Genomic DNA, 21,500 nt, shown 5'->3' with positions numbered 1-21,500 from the left:
GATTGATAAAAATAGATTACCTGCGTTCGATTGGGGGTGAAATGGATGTCTTTTGCTTCAGAAACGAAAAAAGAGCTTACTACATTAGAGGGAAAGGATTGCTGCGGTAAGGCGGAATTGTGTGCGCTTATCCGGATGAACGGATCCCTTTCATTTTCTAATCGGAAGCTTGTTGTGGATATTCAAACTGAAAATGCTGCGATTGCCAGAAGGATTTATACGCTGCTGAAAAAAAGTTATGAGGTCCAGGTCGAGCTGTTGGTCCGTAAAAAGATGAAGCTTAAAAAGAATAATGTATATATTGTAAGGATGTCATCCGGAGGGCAGCGGGTTTTAACCGATTTGGAAATTTTAGGCGATGGCTTTGAAATTCTCCATGATATATCCGATACTATTGTTGGGAAGAAATGCTGTAAGCGTTCTTATCTGAGAGGTGCATTCCTTGCGGGGGGTTCGGTAAATAATCCGGAAACGTCTTCCTATCACCTCGAGATTTTCTCACTTTATAAAGAGCACAATGATGCCCTATGTGAGCTAATGAATAAGTTTGGCTTGAAAGCCAAGACACTTGAACGCAAGAAAGGGTACATCATTTATTTGAAAGAAGCCGAAAAAATTGCCGAGTTTTTAAGCATAGTTGGCGCCCATTCAGCTTTATTAAGGTTCGAGGATGTACGGATTGTCCGTGATATGCGTAATTCAGTGAATCGGCTTGTGAATTGTGAAACAGCCAATTTGAACAAAACGATCGGGGCCTCATTGCGCCAGGTCGAAAATATCCATTATATTGAGGATACGGTAGGGCTAAGCATATTACCGGATAAGCTTCGGGAAATTGCGGAGCTTAGGATAGCGTTTCAGGATATAACCTTAAAGGAACTTGGGGAAATGGTATCCGGGGGAACCATCAGTAAGTCCGGGATTAATCACCGATTACGAAAGATTGATGAAATAGCTGACAGACTCCGTGGGGGAGAGGCTATTGCTGCGAAAAAATAAAGCTAACAGGGGAGATCAAGATGGTGGAAAAACAAGTTGAGGTTAAATTGAAGACGGGTTTGCAAGCGCGGCCGGCGGCTCTTTTTGTACAAGAAGCTAACCGCTTTCATTCAGATGTTTTTCTTGAAAAAGAAGGAAAGAAAGTGAATGCAAAAAGTATAATGGGGTTAATGAGCCTTGCCATCAGTTCTGGCGTGTCCGTGAAGTTGATTGTCGAAGGACGCGATGAAAAAGAAGCGTTAGAGGCATTGGAAGAGTTCGTTCAGCAAGAAGGTTAAAAGAAAAGGATGCCTAAAGGTGCATCCTTTTCTTTTATCATGTAAAAAAGGCTCCGGAAGTCGCTTGAGGCGATCTCCGGAGCCTTTTGTTGCATAATCATTTAGAGTCTTTTTTGTCATCAAGGATGCTGCGCGTGATGACTTTGTCAATCAAGCCATATTCAAGAGCTCTTTCGGAAGTCATGAAGTTATCACGCTCCGTATCTCTTTGAAGGACTTCAATAGGTTGACCAGTGCGTTCTGCCAGGATTTGGTTCAGTTTATCTTTCAAGTGAAGGATACGGCGGGCAGCAATTTCAATTTCCGTAGCTTGACCTTGAGCTCCTCCAAGCGGTTGGTGAATCATGACTTCACTGTTTGGCAACGCATAACGTTTGCCTTTTTCGCCAGCAGCCAATAGGAAAGCGCCCATGGAAGCGGCCATACCGATGCATACTGTGGATACATTTGGTTTGATATATTGCATAGTATCGTAAATGGCCATACCGGAAGTGATGCTTCCGCCAGGGCTGTTGATGTATAGAGTGATATCTTTTTCAGGATTTTCCGCTTCTAAAAATAGTAATTGAGCAACAATAGAGTTGGAAACATTATCGTCAATTGCACTTCCTAGCATAATGATCCGGTCTTTTAATAAACGGGAGTAAATATCGTAGGCGCGCTCCCCACGACTTGTTTGTTCGATAACTGTAGGAATTAAATTCATGTTCATTTCCTCCTTCGATTAAGAGAATCATTTAAATTCTTTATGTATGTATGATACACTTTTTGGTCAATTTAGGTCAAACAAAACAAATCCTATAATGAATAATTTGTTCGACAATTTTCTGGCTAAGGCTCCTTCCCGATAGATTACTTTATCTATTATGCCGTACAGGGATGAATTTCCATATTACCCATAATACCCAAAAGTCAAAGTTTTAAACCTGATAACCCTTGCAAAGAAGGGGATTCTATCATATAATGAAGTCTGTTGAAAAAATATTTTCTGTTACGCCCTCGTAGTGCAACGGATAGAACGCAAGCCTCCGAAGCTTGAAATGCAGGTTCGATTCCTGCCGAGGGCATTACCAATCTTCTGCTTAATAAAGTGGGGGATTTTTTATTGGGCATTTTTAAGCGGTTCCCCGAGATTTTTGGCGAATTCACTCGTTTTCCGTAATATTCCATCGAATCCTGTAATGTCATTCCCGTCTTGAAAATATTCGCCCGCACTATTGAAAAATGGTGATTTTTCAATAAAAGTAGTTGTTAAATTTGCATTTCTAACATATAGTATTTAAAACAAATAAACTATTCAGAAAAAAATCGTAAGCGTTTTCATGGGTTTTTGTGTAGAATTTTCTCCTGATAATGTAAAATGGAGTGGGGGAGGGATGAATCGATGAGTATGAATATGAAGGCAGGACTTTTTCAACAGCAAACATTAAAGATGGCAATGACCCAGGAGCTTATGCAAGCTATTACATTGCTGCAATACTCCTCGCAGGAGCTATCGGCTTTTTTAGAAAATAAAATGGTGGAGAATCCATTACTGTCCATAGATCAGCCAACAGCTTCTTTATTTCAGCCAACTTTTGACCGGAAAAAGGGTAAACGGACTCTTAAAAATACGTATGATGCCAACTATTGGATTGAACAGATCAGTGAAGATACTTTATCGCTTGAACAGCATATCATGTCCCAGGTGAATCACCAGCAGTTTTCAGGTGAGCAGCAGAAGGCAATGCTGCTATTAATTCATAACCTTGATGAAAACGGTTACTTAAGGACACAGCTGGATGATATATGCGTCCCAGGCATATCTCCGGCCGCTTTGGAAGAGAGTCTCTCGTTCTTACAGGAACTCGAGCCGCATGGCATTGGGGCGAGAAACCTTCAAGAATGCCTTTTGCTTCAGGTGAAAGCAGAAGGGGAGAACCTGCTGGCGGAATCGATCATAGAAAATCATTTCCTCGATTTTGCTGAAAAGCGCTGGAAAGATCTCAGTAAGAAAATCGGTGTTACAATGAAGGAGATTCAAGAAGTCTTTGATTATGTCCAGACGTTGAACCCGCGTCCGGCTTCACTCTTTTTTCAGGAAAAGCCTTCTTATATAGTGCCGGATGTTGTCGTGGAAGTTCGGGACGGCATGCTGCTTGTCGGGAATTATGATGGTAACACACCCAATCTTAATGTGGATAAAGGGTATTTAAACCGAATGAAGAGCCATAAGGATCAGGGAGTCCAACGGTTTATCCAGGATAAGTGGCAGGAATACCAATGGATCTCCAGAGGGATCCAACAAAGAAAGGAAACTATATTGAAGGTCATTCAGTGCATCGTCGAAAAACAGCCGGCGTGCTTTCATCATGGCCTGAACTATTTGAAGCCGATGACGATGAAAGAAATAGCTGATGAACTTGGTATACATGAGTCCACTGTAAGCCGGGCGGTTAAAGGGAAATACGTGCAGACACCATTTGGCACGATAGAGATGCGGATATTTTTCACCACTTCTTTACAATCAGTCGGCCTTGATGAGGATATGTCGGGCATGCAAGCAAAAAAGAGCCTGCAGGCAGCCATCAATGGGGAAAATAAACAAAAGCCGCTTTCGGATCAAGATCTGGCAGAACGGTTGAAAGAAGAGCATGGAATTATCCTGGCACGCCGAACCGTTGCCAAATACCGGGAACAATTAGGGATCCCTTCTTCATCAAAACGAAAAAGATATGATTGAAAAGGATGAGTGGTTTGGAGTCAAATGCGTTTGTTTTATATAGTAGGGATAAATGCCCGTTATGTGATAAAGCCAAGCAGGTACTTGAAGAAGTGAAGGCAGAGTCGGGCATAGGCTATAAGGAAATCGATATCCATACCGATGATGATTTGCTAGAGAAATTCGGGCTGATGATTCCTGTCGTAGAATGGAAAGATGATATCGTTCAATTCGGAAGTGTTGATAAATCAGCTCTAAATAGGCTTTTGGAAAAATAATATTTCAAATCATTTGAAGAAACATTCCGTTCCTGCTAGAATAAAATATGTAGCAGGAATATTTTTTTGTTTTAAGTGGGACAAAAAATGACTACGCGGGACATTAAATGTCCAACTTAACTTTTTAGGAGTTTTATATATGCGTACATTACTCGAGGTACAAAGAAAATTATTACCGGATTTCCTTCTGGTTATGCAAAAAAGATATGATATCCTGCGTTATATCAAAATGATGCAGCCGGTTGGAAGGCGCAGTCTGTCCGTGAGCCTTAATTTGACAGAACGGACGCTTAGAGGCGAGGTTGATTTTCTGAAAAGTCAGAACCTGGTTAACATATTCAGCTCTGGCATGACGCTGACTGATGAAGGGATTGAAATCCTGGATAAGTTAGAAGGAATAATGCGTGAAGTAATGGGTATAGACATAATGGAACGGCAATTGCAGGATTTGTTACAAGTGGATGAGGTCATTATCGTCTCAGGAAATTGTGATGAGACCCCATGGGTGAAAAAAGAATTGGGTAAAGCTTGTGCAAACCGTATGAAACGGGAATGGAACTCAAAGAATATCATTGCGGTTACTGGCGGATCGACAATGGCCGAAGTGGCTAATTCGTTGACACCTGATGAAGCGTCGAAGAAATTGATGTTTGTCCCTGCCCGCGGGGGAATCGGTGAAGCAGTGCAGAATCAGGCCAATACGATTGTCGAAAAAATGGCACAGAAGGCACAGGCCTCATACAGAGTGTTATATGTACCCGATCAATTAAGCGGTGAGGTTTATGCTTCGTTTCAGAAGGAACCTGCAATTAAAGAAGTGATTTCCCAAATTAAATCTGCCGATATGATCATTCATGGAATCGGTGATGCCATGGCGATGGCAGAGAGAAGAAATTCTTCTCCAGAAATGTTAAAGAAGCTGTTAGATGGAAATGCTGTAGGAGAGGCATTCGGTTATTACTACGATGAAAACGGCAAAGTTGTTCATAAAGTTTTGACAGTCGGCATTCAGTTAGATGACCTTAGCCCTGAAAAGCGAGTGATAACTGTGGCAGGTGGCAAAACTAAAGCAAAGGCTATCCGCTCCTACATGAAAGGCGCACCTTCATCAACCGTTTTGATCACGGATGAAGCGGCGGCACAAGAGTTAATTCAGGGGAATTACACCCCTTAATATATTTGCGAACTTAAAAGGAGGAATTTTTCATGGCAGTAAAAGTTGGTATTAATGGTTTTGGACGTATTGGACGTAATGTATTTCGTGCAGCATTGAGTAATCCAGGGGTAGAGATTGTTGCTATTAACGACTTAACGGATGCTAATATGTTAGCGCACCTTCTTCAATACGATACAATTCATGGATCTCTTAATGAAAAAGTAACAGTTGATGGGGATTACCTTGTTGTTGATGGTCACAAAGTAAAAGTATTGGCTGAACGTGATCCTGCACAATTAGCATGGGGTGAACTAGGAGTAGAAGTAGTTGTAGAATCTACGGGACGTTTCACAAAACGTGCAGATGCAGCTAAGCATTTAGAAGCGGGCGCGAAAAAAGTAATCATTTCTGCTCCTGCATCTGATGAAGATATCACGATTGTCATGGGTGTAAATGAAGATAAATATGATGCAGCAAACCACCATGTAATCTCTAATGCTTCTTGTACAACGAACTGCTTGGCTCCATTTGCTAAAGTGCTTCATGAACAATTCGGAATCAAACGCGGTATGATGACTACAGTTCACTCATATACAAATGATCAGCAAATCCTTGATTTGCCTCATAAAGATTACCGCCGTGCACGTGCAGCTGCCGAGAATATCATTCCTACAACAACTGGGGCAGCAAAAGCTGTTGCACTTGTCCTTCCTGAACTTAAAGGGAAGTTGAATGGTATGGCAATGCGTGTACCTACTCCAAACGTGTCTGTTGTCGACCTTGTTGCAGAGCTTGAAAAAGACACAACAGTTGAAGAAGTTAATGCAGCATTCAAAAAGGCTTCTGAAGGCGAATTAAAAGGAATCCTTGAGTACAGCGAACTTCCGCTAGTATCAACTGACTATAACGGTAACCCATCATCATCTACAATTGATGCCCTTTCCACAATGGTAATGGAAGGAAACATGGTTAAAGTATTATCTTGGTATGATAATGAAACAGGATATTCTAGCCGTGTTGTTGATTTGATCGACTATTTGGCTAAAAAAGGATTGTAATTAGAATAATAAAAAAACCTCACCAAGGTGAGGTTTTTTTTATCACACCTCTAAAAAAACTTGGCAGAAGATGATATTATTAGTAAGTCATTAATCAGTCAAGCGTTTACATTTCTTGTTTTTGGATAATTTCCTGGAAACCGACTATAATGAAAAAGAGAAAAGGGGAGTTGGGAAATTTGCCCTCTCCCTTTTTGACTAAAAGAATCAAAAATATGATAACAATATCTAAGGAGGTTCTTGGATTATGAATAAAAAGTCGATTAAAGATATTGAATTAAAGGGGAAACGCGTATTTTGCCGTGTTGATTTCAATGTTCCGATGCAGGACGGGGAGATTTCGGACGATACTAGAATCAAAGCAGCACTGCCGACGATTTCCTATCTGACGGAACAGGGGGCTAAAGTCATCCTAGCCAGCCACCTTGGCCGTCCTAAAGGACAAGTCGTTGAAGAATTGCGTCTGGCACCTGTTGCAAAAAGACTAAGCGAACTTAGTGGCAAAGACGTGCAAAAGGCAGAAGAAGCATATGGAGAGAACGTGCAATCAATCATTGCTAACATGCAAAATGGCGAGATCCTGTTGTTGGAAAACGTTCGTTTCTATCCAGGAGAAGAGAAGAACGATCAAGAATTGGCGAAGTCATTTGCTGCACTGGCCGATGTTTATGTTAACGATGCATTCGGAGCTGCGCATCGTGCACATGCTTCAACTGAAGGAATAGCGCACCATCTCCCAGCTGTTGCCGGATTGCTGATGGAAAAAGAGCTTTCTGTACTAGGAAAAGCCCTATCGAACCCGGAGCGTCCTTTTACAGCTATAATTGGCGGAGCAAAAGTAAAGGATAAGATAGGCGTTATCGAAAACCTTTTGGAAAAAGTCGATCACTTGATCATTGGTGGTGGTCTGGGTTATACATTCATTAAAGCGCAAGGTCATGAAATCGGTAATTCTTTATTGGAAGAAGACAAAATAGAATTGGCCAAATCTTTCATCGAAAGTGCAAAAGAAAAAGGCGTAAAACTTCATTTGCCTATCGATGCAGTCGTAACAGCTGAATTTTCACCTGATGCAGAGGCAGAGAATGTCGATATCGATGCTATTCCAAATGATAAAATGGCTCTTGATATCGGTCCAAAAACAAGTGATTTATTTGCGGATGTGATCAAAAGTTCTAAGCTTGTCATTTGGAATGGACCAATGGGTGTATTCGAGTTCGATAAATTTGCGAATGGAACGAGAACGGTTGCTGAAGCATTGGCGGAAGCGAAAGATACGTACAGCATTGTAGGCGGAGGGGATTCAGCCGCAGCTGCAGAAAAATTTGGCTTGGCAGAAAAGATGTCCCATATTTCAACTGGCGGCGGTGCATCTCTTGAGTTCATGGAAGGCAAAGAGTTGCCTGGCGTTGTGGCCTTGAACGATAAATAAGATCAATCCGTTACATATTTCAACTTTAGAAGGGATGAGGAACCAAATGCGTAAACCGATTATTGCAGGAAACTGGAAAATGAATAAAACACTATCTGAAGCGACTGCCTTTTTAGAAGAAGTGAGCAATTTGATTCCGAAGCAAGATGTAATCGATACGGTTGTATGTGCTCCAGCTTTATTTTTGGATCAGCTGGTTCAAGCAGCAAAAGGAACCGATGTGAAAATTGGGGCGCAGAACATGCACTTTGAAGAAAGCGGTGCTTTCACAGGAGAAATCAGCCCAATCGCATTGGCTGATCTTGGTGTATCCTACGTCATACTTGGTCATTCCGAGCGCCGGGAAATGTTCAACGAAACGGATGAAGCCGTTAATAAAAAAGCTCATGCCGCTTTTGCCCACAAGTTGACACCGATCGTATGCTGCGGTGAAACACTTGAGCAAAGGGAAGCTGGCGAAACGAATGATTTCGTAGGCAGCCAAATTGAAAAAGGCTTGGCAGGATTATCTGACGATCAATTGAAACAAGCCGTTATTGCTTATGAGCCGATTTGGGCGATTGGAACAGGAAAATCGTCATCTGCTCAAGATGCAAATGAAGTTTGTGCACATATCCGTTCAGTTGTTGCCGACAAATTTTCAAATGAAGCAGCTGCAGCCATCCGCATTCAGTACGGTGGCAGTGTAAAACCTGAGAATATTAAAGAGTACATGGCACAACCTGATATAGATGGTGCATTGGTTGGTGGTGCAAGTTTGAAATCCGATTCATTTTTACAATTGCTGGAGGCTGGTCACTATGAGTAAGTCGCCTGTGGCACTTATTATCTTAGACGGTTTTGGCTGCCGTAACGAAGAAAAGGGAAATGCTGTTTATCATGCGAAAAAACCGAACTTTGACCGTTATTGGGAACAGTATCCTCATTCCCATTTAACGGCAAGCGGGGAAGCGGTCGGCTTGCCTGCCGGTCAAATGGGGAACTCGGAAGTGGGGCATTTGAATATCGGGGCAGGACGGATCGTTTATCAAAGTCTGACCCGTGTGAACCTGGCTATCCGTGAAGGCGAGTTTGCACAAAATCCAACTTTGGTCGATGCCATGAGCTATACTAAGGAAAAAGGCACGGACCTTCATCTTTTCGGTCTTCTTTCAGATGGCGGCGTGCACAGTCATATTGATCATATGTATGCCCTCCTGAAATTGGCCGCAAAAGAAGGAGTTAAAAATGTATATGTACATGCATTTTTAGATGGCCGTGATGTGGGACCGAAAACGGCGCAGGGTTATATTAAGGAAGCGGAAGCGAAAATGAAGGAAATCGGTGTTGGTCAGTTTGCGACCATATCCGGAAGATATTATTCGATGGACCGTGATAAGCGCTGGGAACGTGTGGAAAAATCCTACCGTTCGATGGTGTATGGTGATGGCCCTGCTTACTCTTCTGCGATGGAATGTGTCGAGGATTCCTACGAACACGGCATTTTTGACGAGTTCGTGATACCTTCGGTCATAACGGCGGAAGACGGTAAACCGGTGGCAACGATTAAAAATGATGATGCCGTAATCTTTTATAACTTCCGTCCAGATCGGGCGATCCAGATTTCCAATACGTTCACGAATGAGGATTTTCGCTCATTTGACCGCGGTCCTGGACATCCGAAGCATCTCCATTTTGTCTGTTTGACACATTTTTCAGAAACAGTTGACGGATATGTTGCATTTAATCCGACAAATCTTGATAATACATTAGGGGAAGTACTTTCCCAAAACCAGCTTACCCAGCTTCGTATCGCTGAGACTGAAAAATATCCGCATGTGACGTTTTTCATGAGCGGCGGACGTGAAGAGAAGTTTCCTGGTGAAGAGAGGATTTTAATAAATTCTCCGAAAGTCGCTACATATGATTTAAAACCGGAAATGAGTGCTTATGAAGTGACGGATGCATTGGTGGAACAGATTGAGGCTGACCGTTTTGATGCCATTCTCTTGAATTTTGCCAACCCGGACATGGTTGGTCATTCAGGGATGCTTGAGCCTACCATTAAAGCGATTGAAACAGTGGATGAATGTCTAGGCAGGATTGTCGATTTAATCGTCTCAAAAGGCGGTACAGCAATCATTACCGCTGACCATGGGAATGCAGATGAAGTCGTAACGCTTGAAGGCGACCCCATGACAGCCCATACTACGAATCCCGTGCCTGTCATTATCACAAAAAATCAGGTAACATTAAGAACAGGTGGTATCTTAGGCGATTTAGCTCCAACGATGCTTGATTTGCTTGGAGTCGAAAAACCTGTTGAAATGACAGGGAAATCCCTATTATCTAAATAAAATTGTGAATAGGAAAAGGAGAGATTTATAATGCCGTACATTGAACATGTATATGCACGCGAAGTGCTAGATTCCCGTGGTAATCCAACAATAGAAGTAGAAATCCAAACAGAGTCCGGATACTTCGGACGTGCGATCGTACCATCAGGTGCTTCAACAGGGGAACATGAAGCGGTTGAGCTTCGTGACGGAGATAAATCTCGTTACCTGGGTAAAGGGGTACAAAAAGCAGTCGATAATGTAAATGATATCATTGCTGAAGCTGTCATCGGTTTGGATGTAACGAACCAAGCAGGCCTTGACCTTACTATGATTGAATTGGATGGCACTGAAAACAAAGGAAACCTGGGAGCTAATGCAATCCTTGGCGTGTCAATGGCTGCTGCCCATGCAGCTGCGGAATTTTCAGGTTTACCATTGTACCGTTACCTTGGTGGGTTCAATGCGAAACAACTTCCAACTCCAATGATGAACATCATTAACGGAGGATCACATGCCGATAACAACGTTGACTTCCAGGAATTCATGATCCTTCCTGTAGGCGCTCCTAGCTTCAAAGAAGCGGTTCGTATGGGTGCTGAAGTATTCCATGCGTTGAAATCTGTCCTTTCTGCCAAAGGTTTGAATACGGCAGTCGGCGATGAGGGCGGCTTTGCGCCAAACCTTGGTTCAAACCGTGAAGCGTTGCAAGTCATCATCGAAGCGATCGAAAAAGCTGGCTACAAAGCAGGCGAAGATATCTACCTTGGCATGGACGTAGCTTCATCTGAATTCTATAACAAAGAAACAGGCAAATATGATCTTGCAGGCGAAGGCCGCAATGGCGTTACATCCGAAGAAATGGTTGCTTTCTATGAAGAGCTAGTGAATGAGTTCCCTATTCTTTCCATCGAAGACGGCTTGGATGAAAATGACTGGGATGGCCATAAGCTTTTAACGGAGCGCATTGGTTCTAAAGTTCAATTAGTGGGTGACGATCTTTTCGTAACGAACACGAAAAAATTGGCTGAAGGCATCGAAAAAGGCATCGGTAACTCCATCCTGATAAAAGTGAATCAAATTGGTACACTGACTGAAACGTTTGATGCAATCGAAATGGCTAAACGCGCAGGCTACACTGCAGTCGTTTCCCACCGTTCCGGTGAAACGGAAGATGCAACGATCGCTGACATCGCCGTTGCAACAAACGCTGGCCAAATCAAAACGGGTTCCATGTCCCGTACAGACCGTATCGCTAAATACAACCAACTACTTCGCATCGAAGACCAGCTTGGTGACTTGGCTGTATATGGCGGGTTGAAATCTTTCTATAACTTGAAGAAGTAATTATTTTGGGATTCCGCTTCTGACAAGAAGATGGGTTCTGCATAGTGATTTCTTTTCACCTCCCATTCAATGTTAGAATGCACATTGAATGGGAGGTTTTTTTTGCCTATAACGTTAGCCGTCCAGTCACTGATTCCAGCTTGGTTCAGGGCTGATAAAAGGAGTTAATCAAACGTTTGATTAATAAAAAAAAGGTGCCGCATCCGGGCACCTTTTTTTTATTTATTCGATACAGCTTCCACTGGTACGGCATTATAGTATTCTTCCAATGTGCTCTTCGTTTGGAAAATTTCAGTGGCGGCATCGACACCTACATAGCGGATGTGCCATGGTTCGTATTTATACCCTGTTATGTTTTCCTTGCCTTCCGGATAGCGGATGATAAATCCATATTCATGGGCATGCTCGGCAAGCCAGGTCGCTTCATTCGTGTCACCGAAGCAGTCTTGGGCAGCACATGCACCGTCGTGGGTCGTAACATCAATCGCGAGACCCGTTTCATGCTCGCTTGTCCCAGGCATTGCACTGTAGGTTTTCGCTTTTTCTTCCCCGTCCTTAGCCACATAGTTATTAAAGACCGTGATTTGTGTTTGATGTGAACGGTACGCGGAAACACCGGCAAAGTGCATGTTTTCTTTTTCGGCTGCCTGGAACATTTTTTCAAGAGCCTTTCCCGCTTCTTCGCGCATCATTCTTTTTTCAATTTTATCTTGAAAGATGAAATCCACTTTTGGGTAGATAAGGTCATCGGGTTTGTAATCTTCCGGCAGGCTGTATTGTTTATTGACAAGTACAGGAATGCTTTCCGGGTTGGCTAATGTCTGAAGGCCAGCCTGTGCGGGTTTAACCGTTTCATCAACTTCCACCTGACGTTGGGCCGATTCATTTGAATCATGATTCTTATCAGTTTCTGTCTCCTTATCCTGGGAGCTCGGTTGTTCTTCTTTTGGCTCTTTTTTATCATCGCTGGTCAGGTCGAATGAACAGCCAGCCATCAGAATGAAAGATGATAGAGCAGTTGCTGCAAATATAGGTTTTAACATATGAAAGGCCCCTTGCTTTTAATATAAGATTTCCAATAAAAATAGTTTTCAAAGATTATCGTGATAAGTAATCCCTTGTTAATTCACTTTGATATTTATCAAGAAATAAGCCAATCCAGACCACCATCAACAAAAAAGGATAATCATTACGGATTGCGGTTTGCACGACGGGATCAGACCAAAAGTGCGAAAGGAAACCAGATGACATCCTGATTGTCTCGAATGTGACAAGGCCGTGCAGCGATAACCAAAGGATCGTAAGGGTATTGGTCCCAAACCCGATGACCGCTGCTATGATGCTCAGCAAGACGGCTGCTGCCCCGATCAGGAGGACATGGAAGCTTGATTGGAAAAAGTCGATACTGCTATTGGAAAGTCCATTATAAATAATAGCAGTAAAATAAACGGTTGTCGTGATATATGCAGCAAATAATAAGTATCGATTTCCGTGATACTTTGCCAGCAGCAATAAAAGCGGTGATAGGATGATTAATAGGACACTGATAAGATTGCTTCCGCCTGTCCATAAAGAATAGCCGGCAACCGCCGAGAATAGGATGGTCAGGAGATCAAGAATCCGAAGTATGGACTTAAACATGTTGACACCTCTTTCTCTATTTATGCAAATTATCTCAAACTTTGTTTCAAAAAGAAATAAATGACTATGGGTTTTAGGAATTCTTACCATCATAGTATAACAAAGATTGTGGATATTTATTGGGTGTGGTAAAGTTAAAGTAATTGTTTATTGGTTCTTCAGGAGGTGTAATTGCATGCATGCATTTCTCATAACGCTTTTAGTGATTGTCAGTATCGCCCTCATTGTGACGGTATTGCTTCAATCAGGTAAGAGTGCAGGTTTATCTGGTGCGATTGCCGGCGGTGCCGAGCAGCTATTCGGAAAGCAAAAGGCACGCGGTTTGGACCTGATTTTACATCGTGCAACGATAGTATTGGCGATTTTATTCTTTGCTTTAACTTTACTTGTTGCTTTCTTTGATGTGTAATGGATCAAAAATGAGTCTAGCTAATTAGCTAGGCTTTTTTCTTTGCACAATAGTTGCATGAATAGATATAGTGATTTTAGTACTTAATTATAGGATAGGGATATTTTTCATTCTATTTACTGATAAAGGAGTTTGAAGTCATGAAAATCAAGCTGCAGCAGCCCTTTACTTTTGAAGCCGGAAAAAGGGCTGTCTTACTATTACATGGATTTACGGGGAATTCGGCGGATGTACGGATGCTGGGCCGTTACTTGGAGAAACAGGGATACACCTGCCATGCCCCGCACTATAAAGGACATGGCGTCCCGCCAGAGGAGCTGGTGAAAACGGGCCCGGAGGATTGGTGGAAAGATGTCATGATGGCCTATGATTTTCTGAAAAGCAAAGGCCATGAAGAAATTGCTGTTGCCGGACTCTCATTAGGAGGCGTATTTTCTCTTAAATTAGGTTACACTGTACCTATAAAGGGTATCGTATCGATGTGTGCGCCTATGCATATTAAAAGTGAAGAAATGATGTTTAAAGGAGTATTGGAGTACGCCAGAGAATTTAAGAAGTACGAAGGAAAAACTCAAGAGCAAATAGAGCTTGAAATGGACCTCCTTGCCGATAAACCGATGAGTACATTGAAGGCCCTTCAGGAATTGATAACGGATGTAAGAGAGCACGTCGACCTTATTTACGCTCCGACATTTGTCGTGCAAGGCCGGCATGATGATGTTATCAATCCGAAAAGTGCCGATATTATTATTGATTCCATTGAATCACCGGTCAAACGAATCAAGTGGTATGAAGAATCCGGCCATGTCATAACTCTTGATAAAGAAAAAGACCAGTTGCATGAAGATGTATTGGAATTTTTAGAAAGTCTGGATTGGTCCGAATAACAAATTTATTATACCCTGAATAGGAGGGTTTTCATGGAAGATAACATTCAAGAACATATTAATAAGCTTCTGACATACATGACGGATGAAGCGTATAAGCCGTTAACGGTACAAGAACTGGAAGAGGCTTTGAAAATCGAAGACTCGGCAGATTTCAAGAATTTCGTTAAGGCTTTAGTAAAAATGGAAGAAAAGGGATTGGTGGTCAGAACAAGAAGCAATCGTTACGGCCTGCCGCAAAAAATGAATTTGTTCCGCGGTAAATTAACGGGGCATGCAAAGGGATTCGCCTTTGTGACACCTGAGGATAACCCAGGAATGGATGATATTTTCATTCCGCCAAATGAAACGGGCACAGCGATGCATGGAGATGTCGTAATGGTACGAGTATCTTCGGAAACATCCGGCTCAAGGCAAGAAGGCACGGTCATCAGAATACTTGAACGCGGAATTACACAAGTGGTCGGTACATACTCCGAAAGTAAAAGTTTTGGTTTCGTCATCCCTGATGATAAAAAGATCGCAAACGATATCTTCATCCCACAGCACGCTTCCCATGGAGCGGTAGAGGGCCATAAGGTTGTCGTCAAACTTACTTCCTATCCTGAAGGACGCATAAGTGCTGAAGGCGAAGTCATTGAGATTCTGGGGCATAAAAATGACCCTGGCGTGGATATTCTTTCCGTCATCCATAAATATGGTTTGCCGATGGAGTTCCCGGAAGACGTAATGGAGCAAGCCAATGCCGTTTCGGATACCATTCAAGAAAGTGAAATAGGCAACCGCAGGGATTTGCGCAATGATGTTTTGGTCACGATTGATGGAGCGGATGCAAAGGACCTGGATGACGCTGTTACTGTTTCTAAACTTGAAAATGGCAATTACAAGCTGGGTGTTCACATTGCTGATGTCAGCCATTATGTGAAGGAAGGATCTCCAATCGATAAGGAAGCTTTGGAAAGAGGGACGAGCGTTTATTTGGTGGACAGGGTCATTCCGATGATCCCGCATCGTTTATCGAATGGCATTTGCTCCTTGAATCCACAAGTCGATCGTTTTACACTCTCTTGTGAAATGGAAATCACGCCAGATGGCAAAGTCGTCAATCATGACATTTTTGAAAGTGTCATTAAGACGACGGAACGTATGACATATGGCAATGTGAACAAAATCCTTGTGGATAAAGATGAAGAACAGCTCGAACGCTATGAAGCGTTGGTGCCAATGTTCCAGGACATGGAGAAGTTAGCGGCCATCCTTCGTAAAAACCGAATGAACCGCGGTGCGATCGACTTTGATTTCAATGAAGCGAGAGTCATCGTTGATGAAGAGGGCCATCCGACTGATGTGGTTTTACGTGAAAGGTCGGTTGCGGAAAAGCTGATTGAAGAGTTCATGCTTGCGGCAAATGAAACCGTTGCAGAGCATTTCCACCGTCTTGACGTTCCGTTCATATACCGTATTCATGAAGATCCAAAGCCGGAAAAACTGCAGCGTTTCTTCGAATTCATTACGAATTTCGGATATATTGTACGGGGATCGGCCAATGACGTCCATCCTAAGGCGTTACAGGAAATCATTGAGGCAGTTGCCGGTAAACCGGAAGAAACGGTCATTTCAACCGTCATGCTTCGTTCCATGCAACAGGCGAAATATGATCCGGAGAGCTTAGGTCACTTTGGTTTATCTGCTGAGTTTTATACACATTTCACATCGCCGATTCGCCGTTACCCGGATTTGATCGTGCACAGGTTGATCAGGACCTACTTGGTGGAAGGTAAAATGGATGAAGCCACGAAGGAGAAATGGAATGCTGATTTACCTGAGATTGCCGATCATACATCGAAACGTGAACGTCGCTCAGTAGATGCTGAACGGGAAACGGATGATCTGAAGAAAGCGGAATATATGCTGGATAAGATCGGCGAAGAATATACCGGGATCATTGGTTCGGTTACGAATTTCGGGATGTTCGTCGAGTTGCCGAACACCATTGAAGGACTTGTCCATGTCAGCTTCATGACGGATGATTATTACCGCTTCGATGAGCGTCAGCTTGCAATGATCGGGGAACGTACCGGTAATGTGTTCCGGATTGGCGATGAGATCGACGTACGTGTTTCCAATGTCAATAAAGAGGAACGCGCCATCGATTTTGAAATCATCGGCATGAAGGTAAGCCGTCCGCGTCCATCTGGCGAGAAGAAAATATTCAAAGCCAATTCAGGTGAACGCAAACGCGGCCGAGGCGGCAATGGGGGACGTAAGGAAGGAAAAGGCGGCGGCCGTAATGGAGATTCGACTTCCTCTGGAAGAAAATCGAAAAACAAGAAAAAATTCTTTGAAAATGCGCCAGCTGCCAAACGCAAGAGAAAACCAAAAAAGAGATAAAGATTGAGGCGTGGGGATGATCATTTCTTCCTCTCGCCGCGATTGGATGTTAAAAGGGGAGAGTTAGATGCCAAAAGGCTCAGGTAAACAACTAGCACAAAATAAAAAAGCTTATCATGATTTCTTTATTGAACAAACGTTTGAAGCGGGTATCGTTTTGAAAGGGACCGAAATCAAAGCAATCCGTGCGGCCCGAGTGAATTTGAAAGATGCCTTTGCTAAAATAGAAAATGGTGAAATTTATCTTCATAATATGCATGTCAGCCCTTATGAGCAGGGAAACCAGTTTAACCATGACCCTTTGCGGACACGTAAACTCCTTCTGCATAAAAAGGAAATCAATAAGCTGATTGGCGAAACAAAGGAAACAGGTTACACCATCGTCCCGTTGAAAATGTATTTAAAGAATGGCTTTGCCAAAGTTTTAATCGGACTCGGAAAAGGGAAGAAACAATATGACAAGCGTGATGACCTGAAGAAGAAGGAAGCGAAGCGTGATATTGAACGTGCTTTCCGTGAGCGGCAGAAGATGTAGAACTGCCAAGACCTTACAATTGATTTTTTGAACCAATCTGTTATAATTAATCCTGTACCGATGACAATTGAATATCAGCCAACTTGCTGACTATTCTTCTCTCGTACGCTCCATTTCTATCATGGGGACGTTACGGATTCGACAGGGATAGTTCGAGCTTAAGTTGCGAGTCGAGGGGATCGGCCTCGTTAAAACGTCAACGCCTATAACTGGCAAACAAAACAACAACCTAGCTTTCGCTGCTTAATAACAGTCGATAGCTGTTCCTCCCTCCATGGCCCACGTGGTAGGGTAAGGGACTCACTCTAAGTGGGATACGCCGGAATCCACCGTCTGAGGATGAAGGAAGAGACCAATCAGACTAGCTGCTCTGCCGCCTGTCGATAGGCTAATGAGTTCGCGAAATGCGAATATATCGACTACACTCGTAGAAGCTTAAGTGCCGTTATGTCTGGACGTGGGTTCGACTCCCACCGTCTCCACCAATACATATATTGGTGGTTTTTTATTTGTGTGACTTGAAGCATAAAATTGTCATCATATGCTTTATAAATTTGTTTATAAGTTAAAAAATGTAGATCTAGTCCAATATTACACAGAGCCCTCGACAACTTCTATTGGAGTTGTCGGGGGCTCTTAAGTCTACAAGAATGTTGTTTCATTTATCTTAATTTGAACTGCTGTATAACGGAAGCGATCACTTAAATCGAAGTAACCGCAAACATAGGTCTCCTTTTTCAACGATTTCAAGACAAATGGTACCGTATGTTTTATCATTGTTCTTTCCTGACAATCTACCCTTTCTGTTATGACACAATCAACAATTCGAGGGATAAAAGTCAAAATGAAAGGAGCGACCAATGAAAATATATAGAACAGCCGTCAAAATCACCGCACGTTGATGGTTATTCCTCTTCCCGTAACAGAAGAGCTTCCTTTCCCATGACCGCAAGCTCAATTATTTCAAGCGTTTTGCAATAATTCCCGAATACATCTCCATTCACATCGACTTCCTTATGAATATAGTCCAGAACATGCCAATCCTCAAACCAGTCGCCGCTTTCCGCATCTTCATGAGAAGTATTCGGCCAGGCGTATTTTAACAGTGGACTGTACAACCGGTCGGCGGCGCCTTTTCTCAACTTACAATTCTTGACCCGAGGTTTATAAAGGGAACGGGGGAAAAATTCGTTTACATCATTAAATAAATCGGGCCAATAATCTTTTCGTGAACCCGTATGGGGATGATCGTTTGCCCATTTCAAAATGCCCGCTGAAATATTTGTACGCTGAAAAAGAAGGGCATACAATCTTTTTCCGAATAAAATTCGTTCGTGAAGCGAAGTGAAATGGCGCGAGGTAGCGCCGGCAAGTAAGGCTCGTTGCCTATTTCCCTCTGCACAGTATGGAAAAAGAATGTGATTGAAACGCAAAAAATCATACAACTTGAAGCTGGCCGTACCGGTTACGGTTTTTTTAAAATGATCATTTTGGATCACTCTTTTTTCCAAATAACTTTGTTCATTTATTACAGTCGCAATCGCAAGAGTGTAGGAATCCCCGCTGTTCCAAAAATAACGCCACATCGTTTCCATAAAGGTGGAAATGTGAAAAAAGTGTAAAAGGTGGAACATTTCCTGGTTGGCTTTCACACTTAGGTCATAAATCAAACACTGGGGATACACATCCTGAAAAATCAACCAGCTGCCGCGTTCCAAAAAAGAATAAATCGCCTTCTGATCTCTTTCTGGCAGAAGTTTTGTCAGCAAATCCCCTTTTAAATCGGTCATGTTCCAGCCAACGTTCCTCGATACCATATGTCCAAGGAAGGCCCAATGGATTTCTGGATGCTCAAGATAAAAATTATAATAAGCGCGAGTCCGTGTAACATTGTTTTGATTATGTTGTTTTGTCTGTTCTCTTATATAGTGAATGCGTTGTTTATCGTTTTCGGATAAAAAGGGCAGGAGGCCGGAAGATTTACTTTTTAATTTTTTTTTCAAATCCTTCTTTACATCCGAATAGGAATCAAACAAAAATCATCATCCCTTATCAACATTTCATTTTAACTGCGTTCGATTCTCCCATTAAAGAAATGCATATTCATATTGCCAGAGGAATATGAATACAACGTGAGTATTCGAAAGAGGGGGGTAACATGGGACATCGGGTAAATGAGGAAATGAACAGAATCGTCGATCAGTTCATTAGGGACCAATCAGATGATGGGTCCTGGCAATATCCTTTTGAGACCGGCATCGGAACAGACTGTCACATGATTATCTTATTGCGGACATTGGAGATAAATGATGAGGCGTTCATAAAAGAACTGGTGGAACGTATTGCTGGGAAACAGCAGAAAGATGGTTCATGGGGTTTGTTTTATGATGAAGGAAAAGGGAACCTTACGTCCACTGTGGAAGCTTATTATGCCCTTCTTTACTCCGGTTACCGGGATCGGGGTGACCCGGATATCCAGGCAGCCAGGCGGTTTATCCTTGCCAACGGAGGGGCTACAGAAGTCCATATGCTTTTTAAAGTCCTGTTGGCTTTAACCGGACAGTGCGAGTGGCCGCCTTTCCCCATTAAGATTGAAGTGCTGCTTATACCGGACTCCTTTCTAATTAATCTTTTTGACTTCTCCATGTTTGGCAGAACGAACATCATCCCGTTACTGATTCTGGCCAATTTGGGTTTTAGCAGGAGAACACTGCGGTCTCCTGATCTCTCTGATTTGTATCTCAAAAAAGAAAATCGGTTTTTTACAGAAGATCCGGAATTCCGCTCGGTTTTCGATTCGATTCAAAAAGGGATAAAAGGCCTGAAAGACTACCCCGGAAATCTTCGCGAGTTAGCTTTAAATCGCGCCGAACAATATATGCTGGATAGAATAGAACCGGATGGCACCTTATGTAATTATTTCGGTTCAACTTCTATGATGATTTTTGCCTTATTGGCGAGGGGATATTCGAATACACATCCGGTGATTACCCGTGCCTTGCAAGGCTTAAATGCGATGACCTGCCGGATTGATGGAGAACGCCACTGCCAATATGCGACGGCTACGGTCTGGAACACGACATTAATCAGTTATGCTCTGCAAGAATCCGGAGTCCCTTATTCATCGAATACCGTCCAGAAGGCAAACCGATATATCCTCTCCCGGCAACATGTCAAATACGGGGATTGGGTCATTCATGAACCAGACCTGTTGCCGGGAGGCTGGGGCTTTGAGGACATGAATACAATCCATCCGGATATTGACGACACAACGGCAGCACTAAGAGCGATTCGAACGTTAGCCATCGAAAGGGTGGATTGTCGACAGGCATGGGATCGGGGAATCAAATGGCTCATTTCCATGCAAAACAATGACGGTGGATGGGCGGCATTCGAAAAGAATGTAAATAAGAAAATATTGAACCTGTTACCGATCGAGGGCGGAAAAGATTTGTTGACTGATCCGTCGACGGTTGATTTAACGGGAAGGACATTAGAGTTTTTCGGGAACTATACTCATTTGGATTTTCATCATCCTATGGTGAAACGCGGGATTCGTTGGCTGTTAAAGAATCAAGAGTCGGATGGTTCTTGGGTAGGGCGCTGGGGCGTCTATATTTATGGCACATGGGCGGCTGTAACGGGAATGGTTGCGGTTGGGATTTCCCCGAATCATCCTGCCATTCAGAAGGCTGTAAACTGGTTAAAGGCCATTCAAAATCAAGACGGAGGGTGGGGAGAATCCTGTAAAAGTGATATCGAAAATTGTTATGTGCCGTTGGGCGAAAGTACCCGCACCCATACAGCGTGGGCCCTTGATACACTTATCTCAGCAGCGGCTGAAGTCACACCTGACATTAAACGCGGCGCAGCTTTTTTAGTAGATGGAAAAGAAAAAGATTGGGCAAAGGCCTACCCGAAAGGAAGGGGAATGGCGGGAGCCTTTTATATCAATTATCATTGTTACGAATACGTTTTTCCGTTATTGGCCTTGGCCCATTATCAAAAATTAGCTGAAGGGAGCTAAACAGGGATTTGTGGATTCAAATAGCTTTCAAGTGACTTTTTGCATT

Annotated in this window: 20 protein-coding genes, 1 tRNA gene and 1 other RNA gene; 17 read left to right on the top strand and 5 right to left on the bottom strand. The window is 42.9% G+C overall.

Annotated elements, in window-relative coordinates:
• Window positions 1-45: 45 nt before the first annotated feature.
• Both whiA and JNUCC41_RS07385 read left to right on the top strand, forming a co-directional pair.
• Complete coding sequence (gene whiA, locus JNUCC41_RS07390) at window positions 46-999, top strand: DNA-binding protein WhiA (RefSeq protein WP_034309971.1); 954 nt, start codon at window positions 46-48, stop codon at window positions 997-999.
• Between the two features lie 20 nt (window positions 1,000-1,019).
• The gene (locus JNUCC41_RS07385) at window positions 1,020-1,277 is read left to right on the top strand and encodes an HPr family phosphocarrier protein (protein WP_048688029.1); all 258 of its coding nucleotides are present in this window, start codon (window positions 1,020-1,022) and stop codon (window positions 1,275-1,277) included.
• Between the two features lie 97 nt (window positions 1,278-1,374).
• Here the strand turns inward: JNUCC41_RS07385 and clpP are convergent, their stop codons facing one another.
• On the bottom strand, window positions 1,375-1,983 hold the full coding sequence (clpP, locus tag JNUCC41_RS07380) for an ATP-dependent Clp endopeptidase proteolytic subunit ClpP (protein ID WP_063233960.1): 609 nt from the start codon (window positions 1,981-1,983) through the stop codon (window positions 1,375-1,377).
• A 289-nt stretch (window positions 1,984-2,272) separates the two neighbouring features.
• Between clpP and JNUCC41_RS07375 the strand changes: the two genes are divergently transcribed.
• The 9 genes from JNUCC41_RS07375 to eno all read left to right on the top strand — a co-directional run bounded on the left by JNUCC41_RS07375 (window position 2,273) and on the right by eno (window position 11,564).
• Window positions 2,273-2,344: transfer RNA gene (locus tag JNUCC41_RS07375), tRNA-Arg, on the top strand.
• Between the two features lie 317 nt (window positions 2,345-2,661).
• Window positions 2,662-3,999 (top strand): RNA polymerase factor sigma-54, encoded by a 1,338-nt coding sequence (rpoN, locus tag JNUCC41_RS07370; protein WP_311202557.1) that lies wholly within the window; start codon window positions 2,662-2,664, stop codon window positions 3,997-3,999.
• A 5-nt stretch (window positions 4,000-4,004) separates the two neighbouring features.
• Window positions 4,005-4,256 carry a glutaredoxin family protein gene (locus JNUCC41_RS07365; protein ID WP_192207080.1) on the top strand — a complete coding sequence of 84 codons (252 nt, stop codon included), beginning with the start codon at window positions 4,005-4,007 and terminating at the stop codon, window positions 4,254-4,256.
• Window positions 4,257-4,395: 139 nt separating this feature from the next.
• Window positions 4,396-5,430, top strand: coding sequence for a sugar-binding transcriptional regulator (locus JNUCC41_RS07360; protein ID WP_192207078.1), 1,035 nt, complete (start codon window positions 4,396-4,398; stop codon window positions 5,428-5,430).
• 32 nt (window positions 5,431-5,462) lie between these two features.
• Complete coding sequence (gene gap / locus JNUCC41_RS07355; RefSeq protein ID WP_076368241.1) at window positions 5,463-6,470, top strand: type I glyceraldehyde-3-phosphate dehydrogenase; 1,008 nt, start codon at window positions 5,463-5,465, stop codon at window positions 6,468-6,470.
• Window positions 6,471-6,717: 247 nt separating this feature from the next.
• On the top strand, window positions 6,718-7,902 hold the full coding sequence (locus JNUCC41_RS07350; protein WP_192207076.1) for a phosphoglycerate kinase: 1,185 nt from the start codon (window positions 6,718-6,720) through the stop codon (window positions 7,900-7,902).
• 46 nt (window positions 7,903-7,948) lie between these two features.
• Window positions 7,949-8,710 carry a triose-phosphate isomerase gene (tpiA, locus tag JNUCC41_RS07345; RefSeq protein ID WP_106027029.1) on the top strand — a complete coding sequence of 254 codons (762 nt, stop codon included), beginning with the start codon at window positions 7,949-7,951 and terminating at the stop codon, window positions 8,708-8,710.
• Window positions 8,703-10,238: a 2,3-bisphosphoglycerate-independent phosphoglycerate mutase gene (gene gpmI, locus JNUCC41_RS07340; protein WP_192207074.1), complete on the top strand. Its 1,536-nt coding sequence runs from the start codon at window positions 8,703-8,705 to the stop codon at window positions 10,236-10,238. The genes tpiA and gpmI overlap by 8 nt, the downstream gene beginning before the upstream one ends.
• 30 nt (window positions 10,239-10,268) lie before the next feature.
• Window positions 10,269-11,564 carry a phosphopyruvate hydratase gene (gene eno, locus JNUCC41_RS07335; protein WP_063574712.1) on the top strand — a complete coding sequence of 432 codons (1,296 nt, stop codon included), beginning with the start codon at window positions 10,269-10,271 and terminating at the stop codon, window positions 11,562-11,564.
• Window positions 11,565-11,782: 218 nt separating this feature from the next.
• On the opposite strand, the gene JNUCC41_RS07330 is transcribed toward eno, so the two are convergent.
• The gene (locus tag JNUCC41_RS07330) at window positions 11,783-12,607 is read right to left on the bottom strand and encodes a M15 family metallopeptidase (protein WP_192207072.1); all 825 of its coding nucleotides are present in this window, start codon (window positions 12,605-12,607) and stop codon (window positions 11,783-11,785) included.
• Window positions 12,608-12,662: 55 nt separating this feature from the next.
• On the bottom strand, window positions 12,663-13,205 hold the full coding sequence (locus JNUCC41_RS07325) for a hypothetical protein (protein ID WP_192207070.1): 543 nt from the start codon (window positions 13,203-13,205) through the stop codon (window positions 12,663-12,665).
• Window positions 13,206-13,380: 175 nt separating this feature from the next.
• Here JNUCC41_RS07325 and secG point away from each other — a divergent pair, with 175 nt between their 5' ends.
• The 5 genes from secG to ssrA all read left to right on the top strand — a co-directional run bounded on the left by secG (window position 13,381) and on the right by ssrA (window position 17,912).
• Window positions 13,381-13,614 carry a preprotein translocase subunit SecG gene (gene secG / locus JNUCC41_RS07320; RefSeq protein ID WP_057912046.1) on the top strand — a complete coding sequence of 78 codons (234 nt, stop codon included), beginning with the start codon at window positions 13,381-13,383 and terminating at the stop codon, window positions 13,612-13,614.
• A gap of 140 nt (window positions 13,615-13,754) precedes the next feature.
• Window positions 13,755-14,501 carry an alpha/beta hydrolase gene (locus JNUCC41_RS07315; protein WP_192207068.1) on the top strand — a complete coding sequence of 249 codons (747 nt, stop codon included), beginning with the start codon at window positions 13,755-13,757 and terminating at the stop codon, window positions 14,499-14,501.
• Between the two features lie 33 nt (window positions 14,502-14,534).
• Window positions 14,535-16,892 carry a ribonuclease R gene (rnr, locus tag JNUCC41_RS07310; RefSeq protein ID WP_192207066.1) on the top strand — a complete coding sequence of 786 codons (2,358 nt, stop codon included), beginning with the start codon at window positions 14,535-14,537 and terminating at the stop codon, window positions 16,890-16,892.
• A 67-nt stretch (window positions 16,893-16,959) separates the two neighbouring features.
• Window positions 16,960-17,427 (top strand): SsrA-binding protein SmpB, encoded by a 468-nt coding sequence (smpB, locus tag JNUCC41_RS07305; RefSeq protein ID WP_192207064.1) that lies wholly within the window; start codon window positions 16,960-16,962, stop codon window positions 17,425-17,427.
• 123 nt (window positions 17,428-17,550) lie between these two features.
• Window positions 17,551-17,912: a transfer-messenger RNA gene (ssrA, locus tag JNUCC41_RS07300) on the top strand.
• Window positions 17,913-18,069: 157 nt separating this feature from the next.
• Here the strand turns inward: ssrA and JNUCC41_RS27055 are convergent.
• Complete coding sequence (locus JNUCC41_RS27055) at window positions 18,070-18,204, bottom strand: hypothetical protein (RefSeq protein ID WP_286182431.1); 135 nt, start codon at window positions 18,202-18,204, stop codon at window positions 18,070-18,072.
• A 128-nt stretch (window positions 18,205-18,332) separates the two neighbouring features.
• A complete protein-coding gene (locus JNUCC41_RS07295; protein ID WP_192207062.1) occupies window positions 18,333-19,463 on the bottom strand; it encodes a DUF2515 family protein in 1,131 nt (376 codons plus the stop codon).
• Window positions 19,464-19,585: 122 nt separating this feature from the next.
• Here JNUCC41_RS07295 and shc point away from each other — a divergent pair, with 122 nt between their 5' ends.
• Window positions 19,586-21,454 (top strand): squalene--hopene cyclase, encoded by a 1,869-nt coding sequence (gene shc, locus JNUCC41_RS07290; RefSeq protein ID WP_192207060.1) that lies wholly within the window; start codon window positions 19,586-19,588, stop codon window positions 21,452-21,454.
• Window positions 21,455-21,500 lie beyond the last annotated feature (46 nt).

Source organism: Brevibacillus sp. JNUCC-41 (assembly GCF_014844095.1).
Taxonomy (GTDB): domain Bacteria; phylum Bacillota; class Bacilli; order Bacillales; family DSM-1321; genus Peribacillus; species Peribacillus aracenensis.
This window is presented reverse-complemented; position numbering and strand designations above follow the sequence as displayed.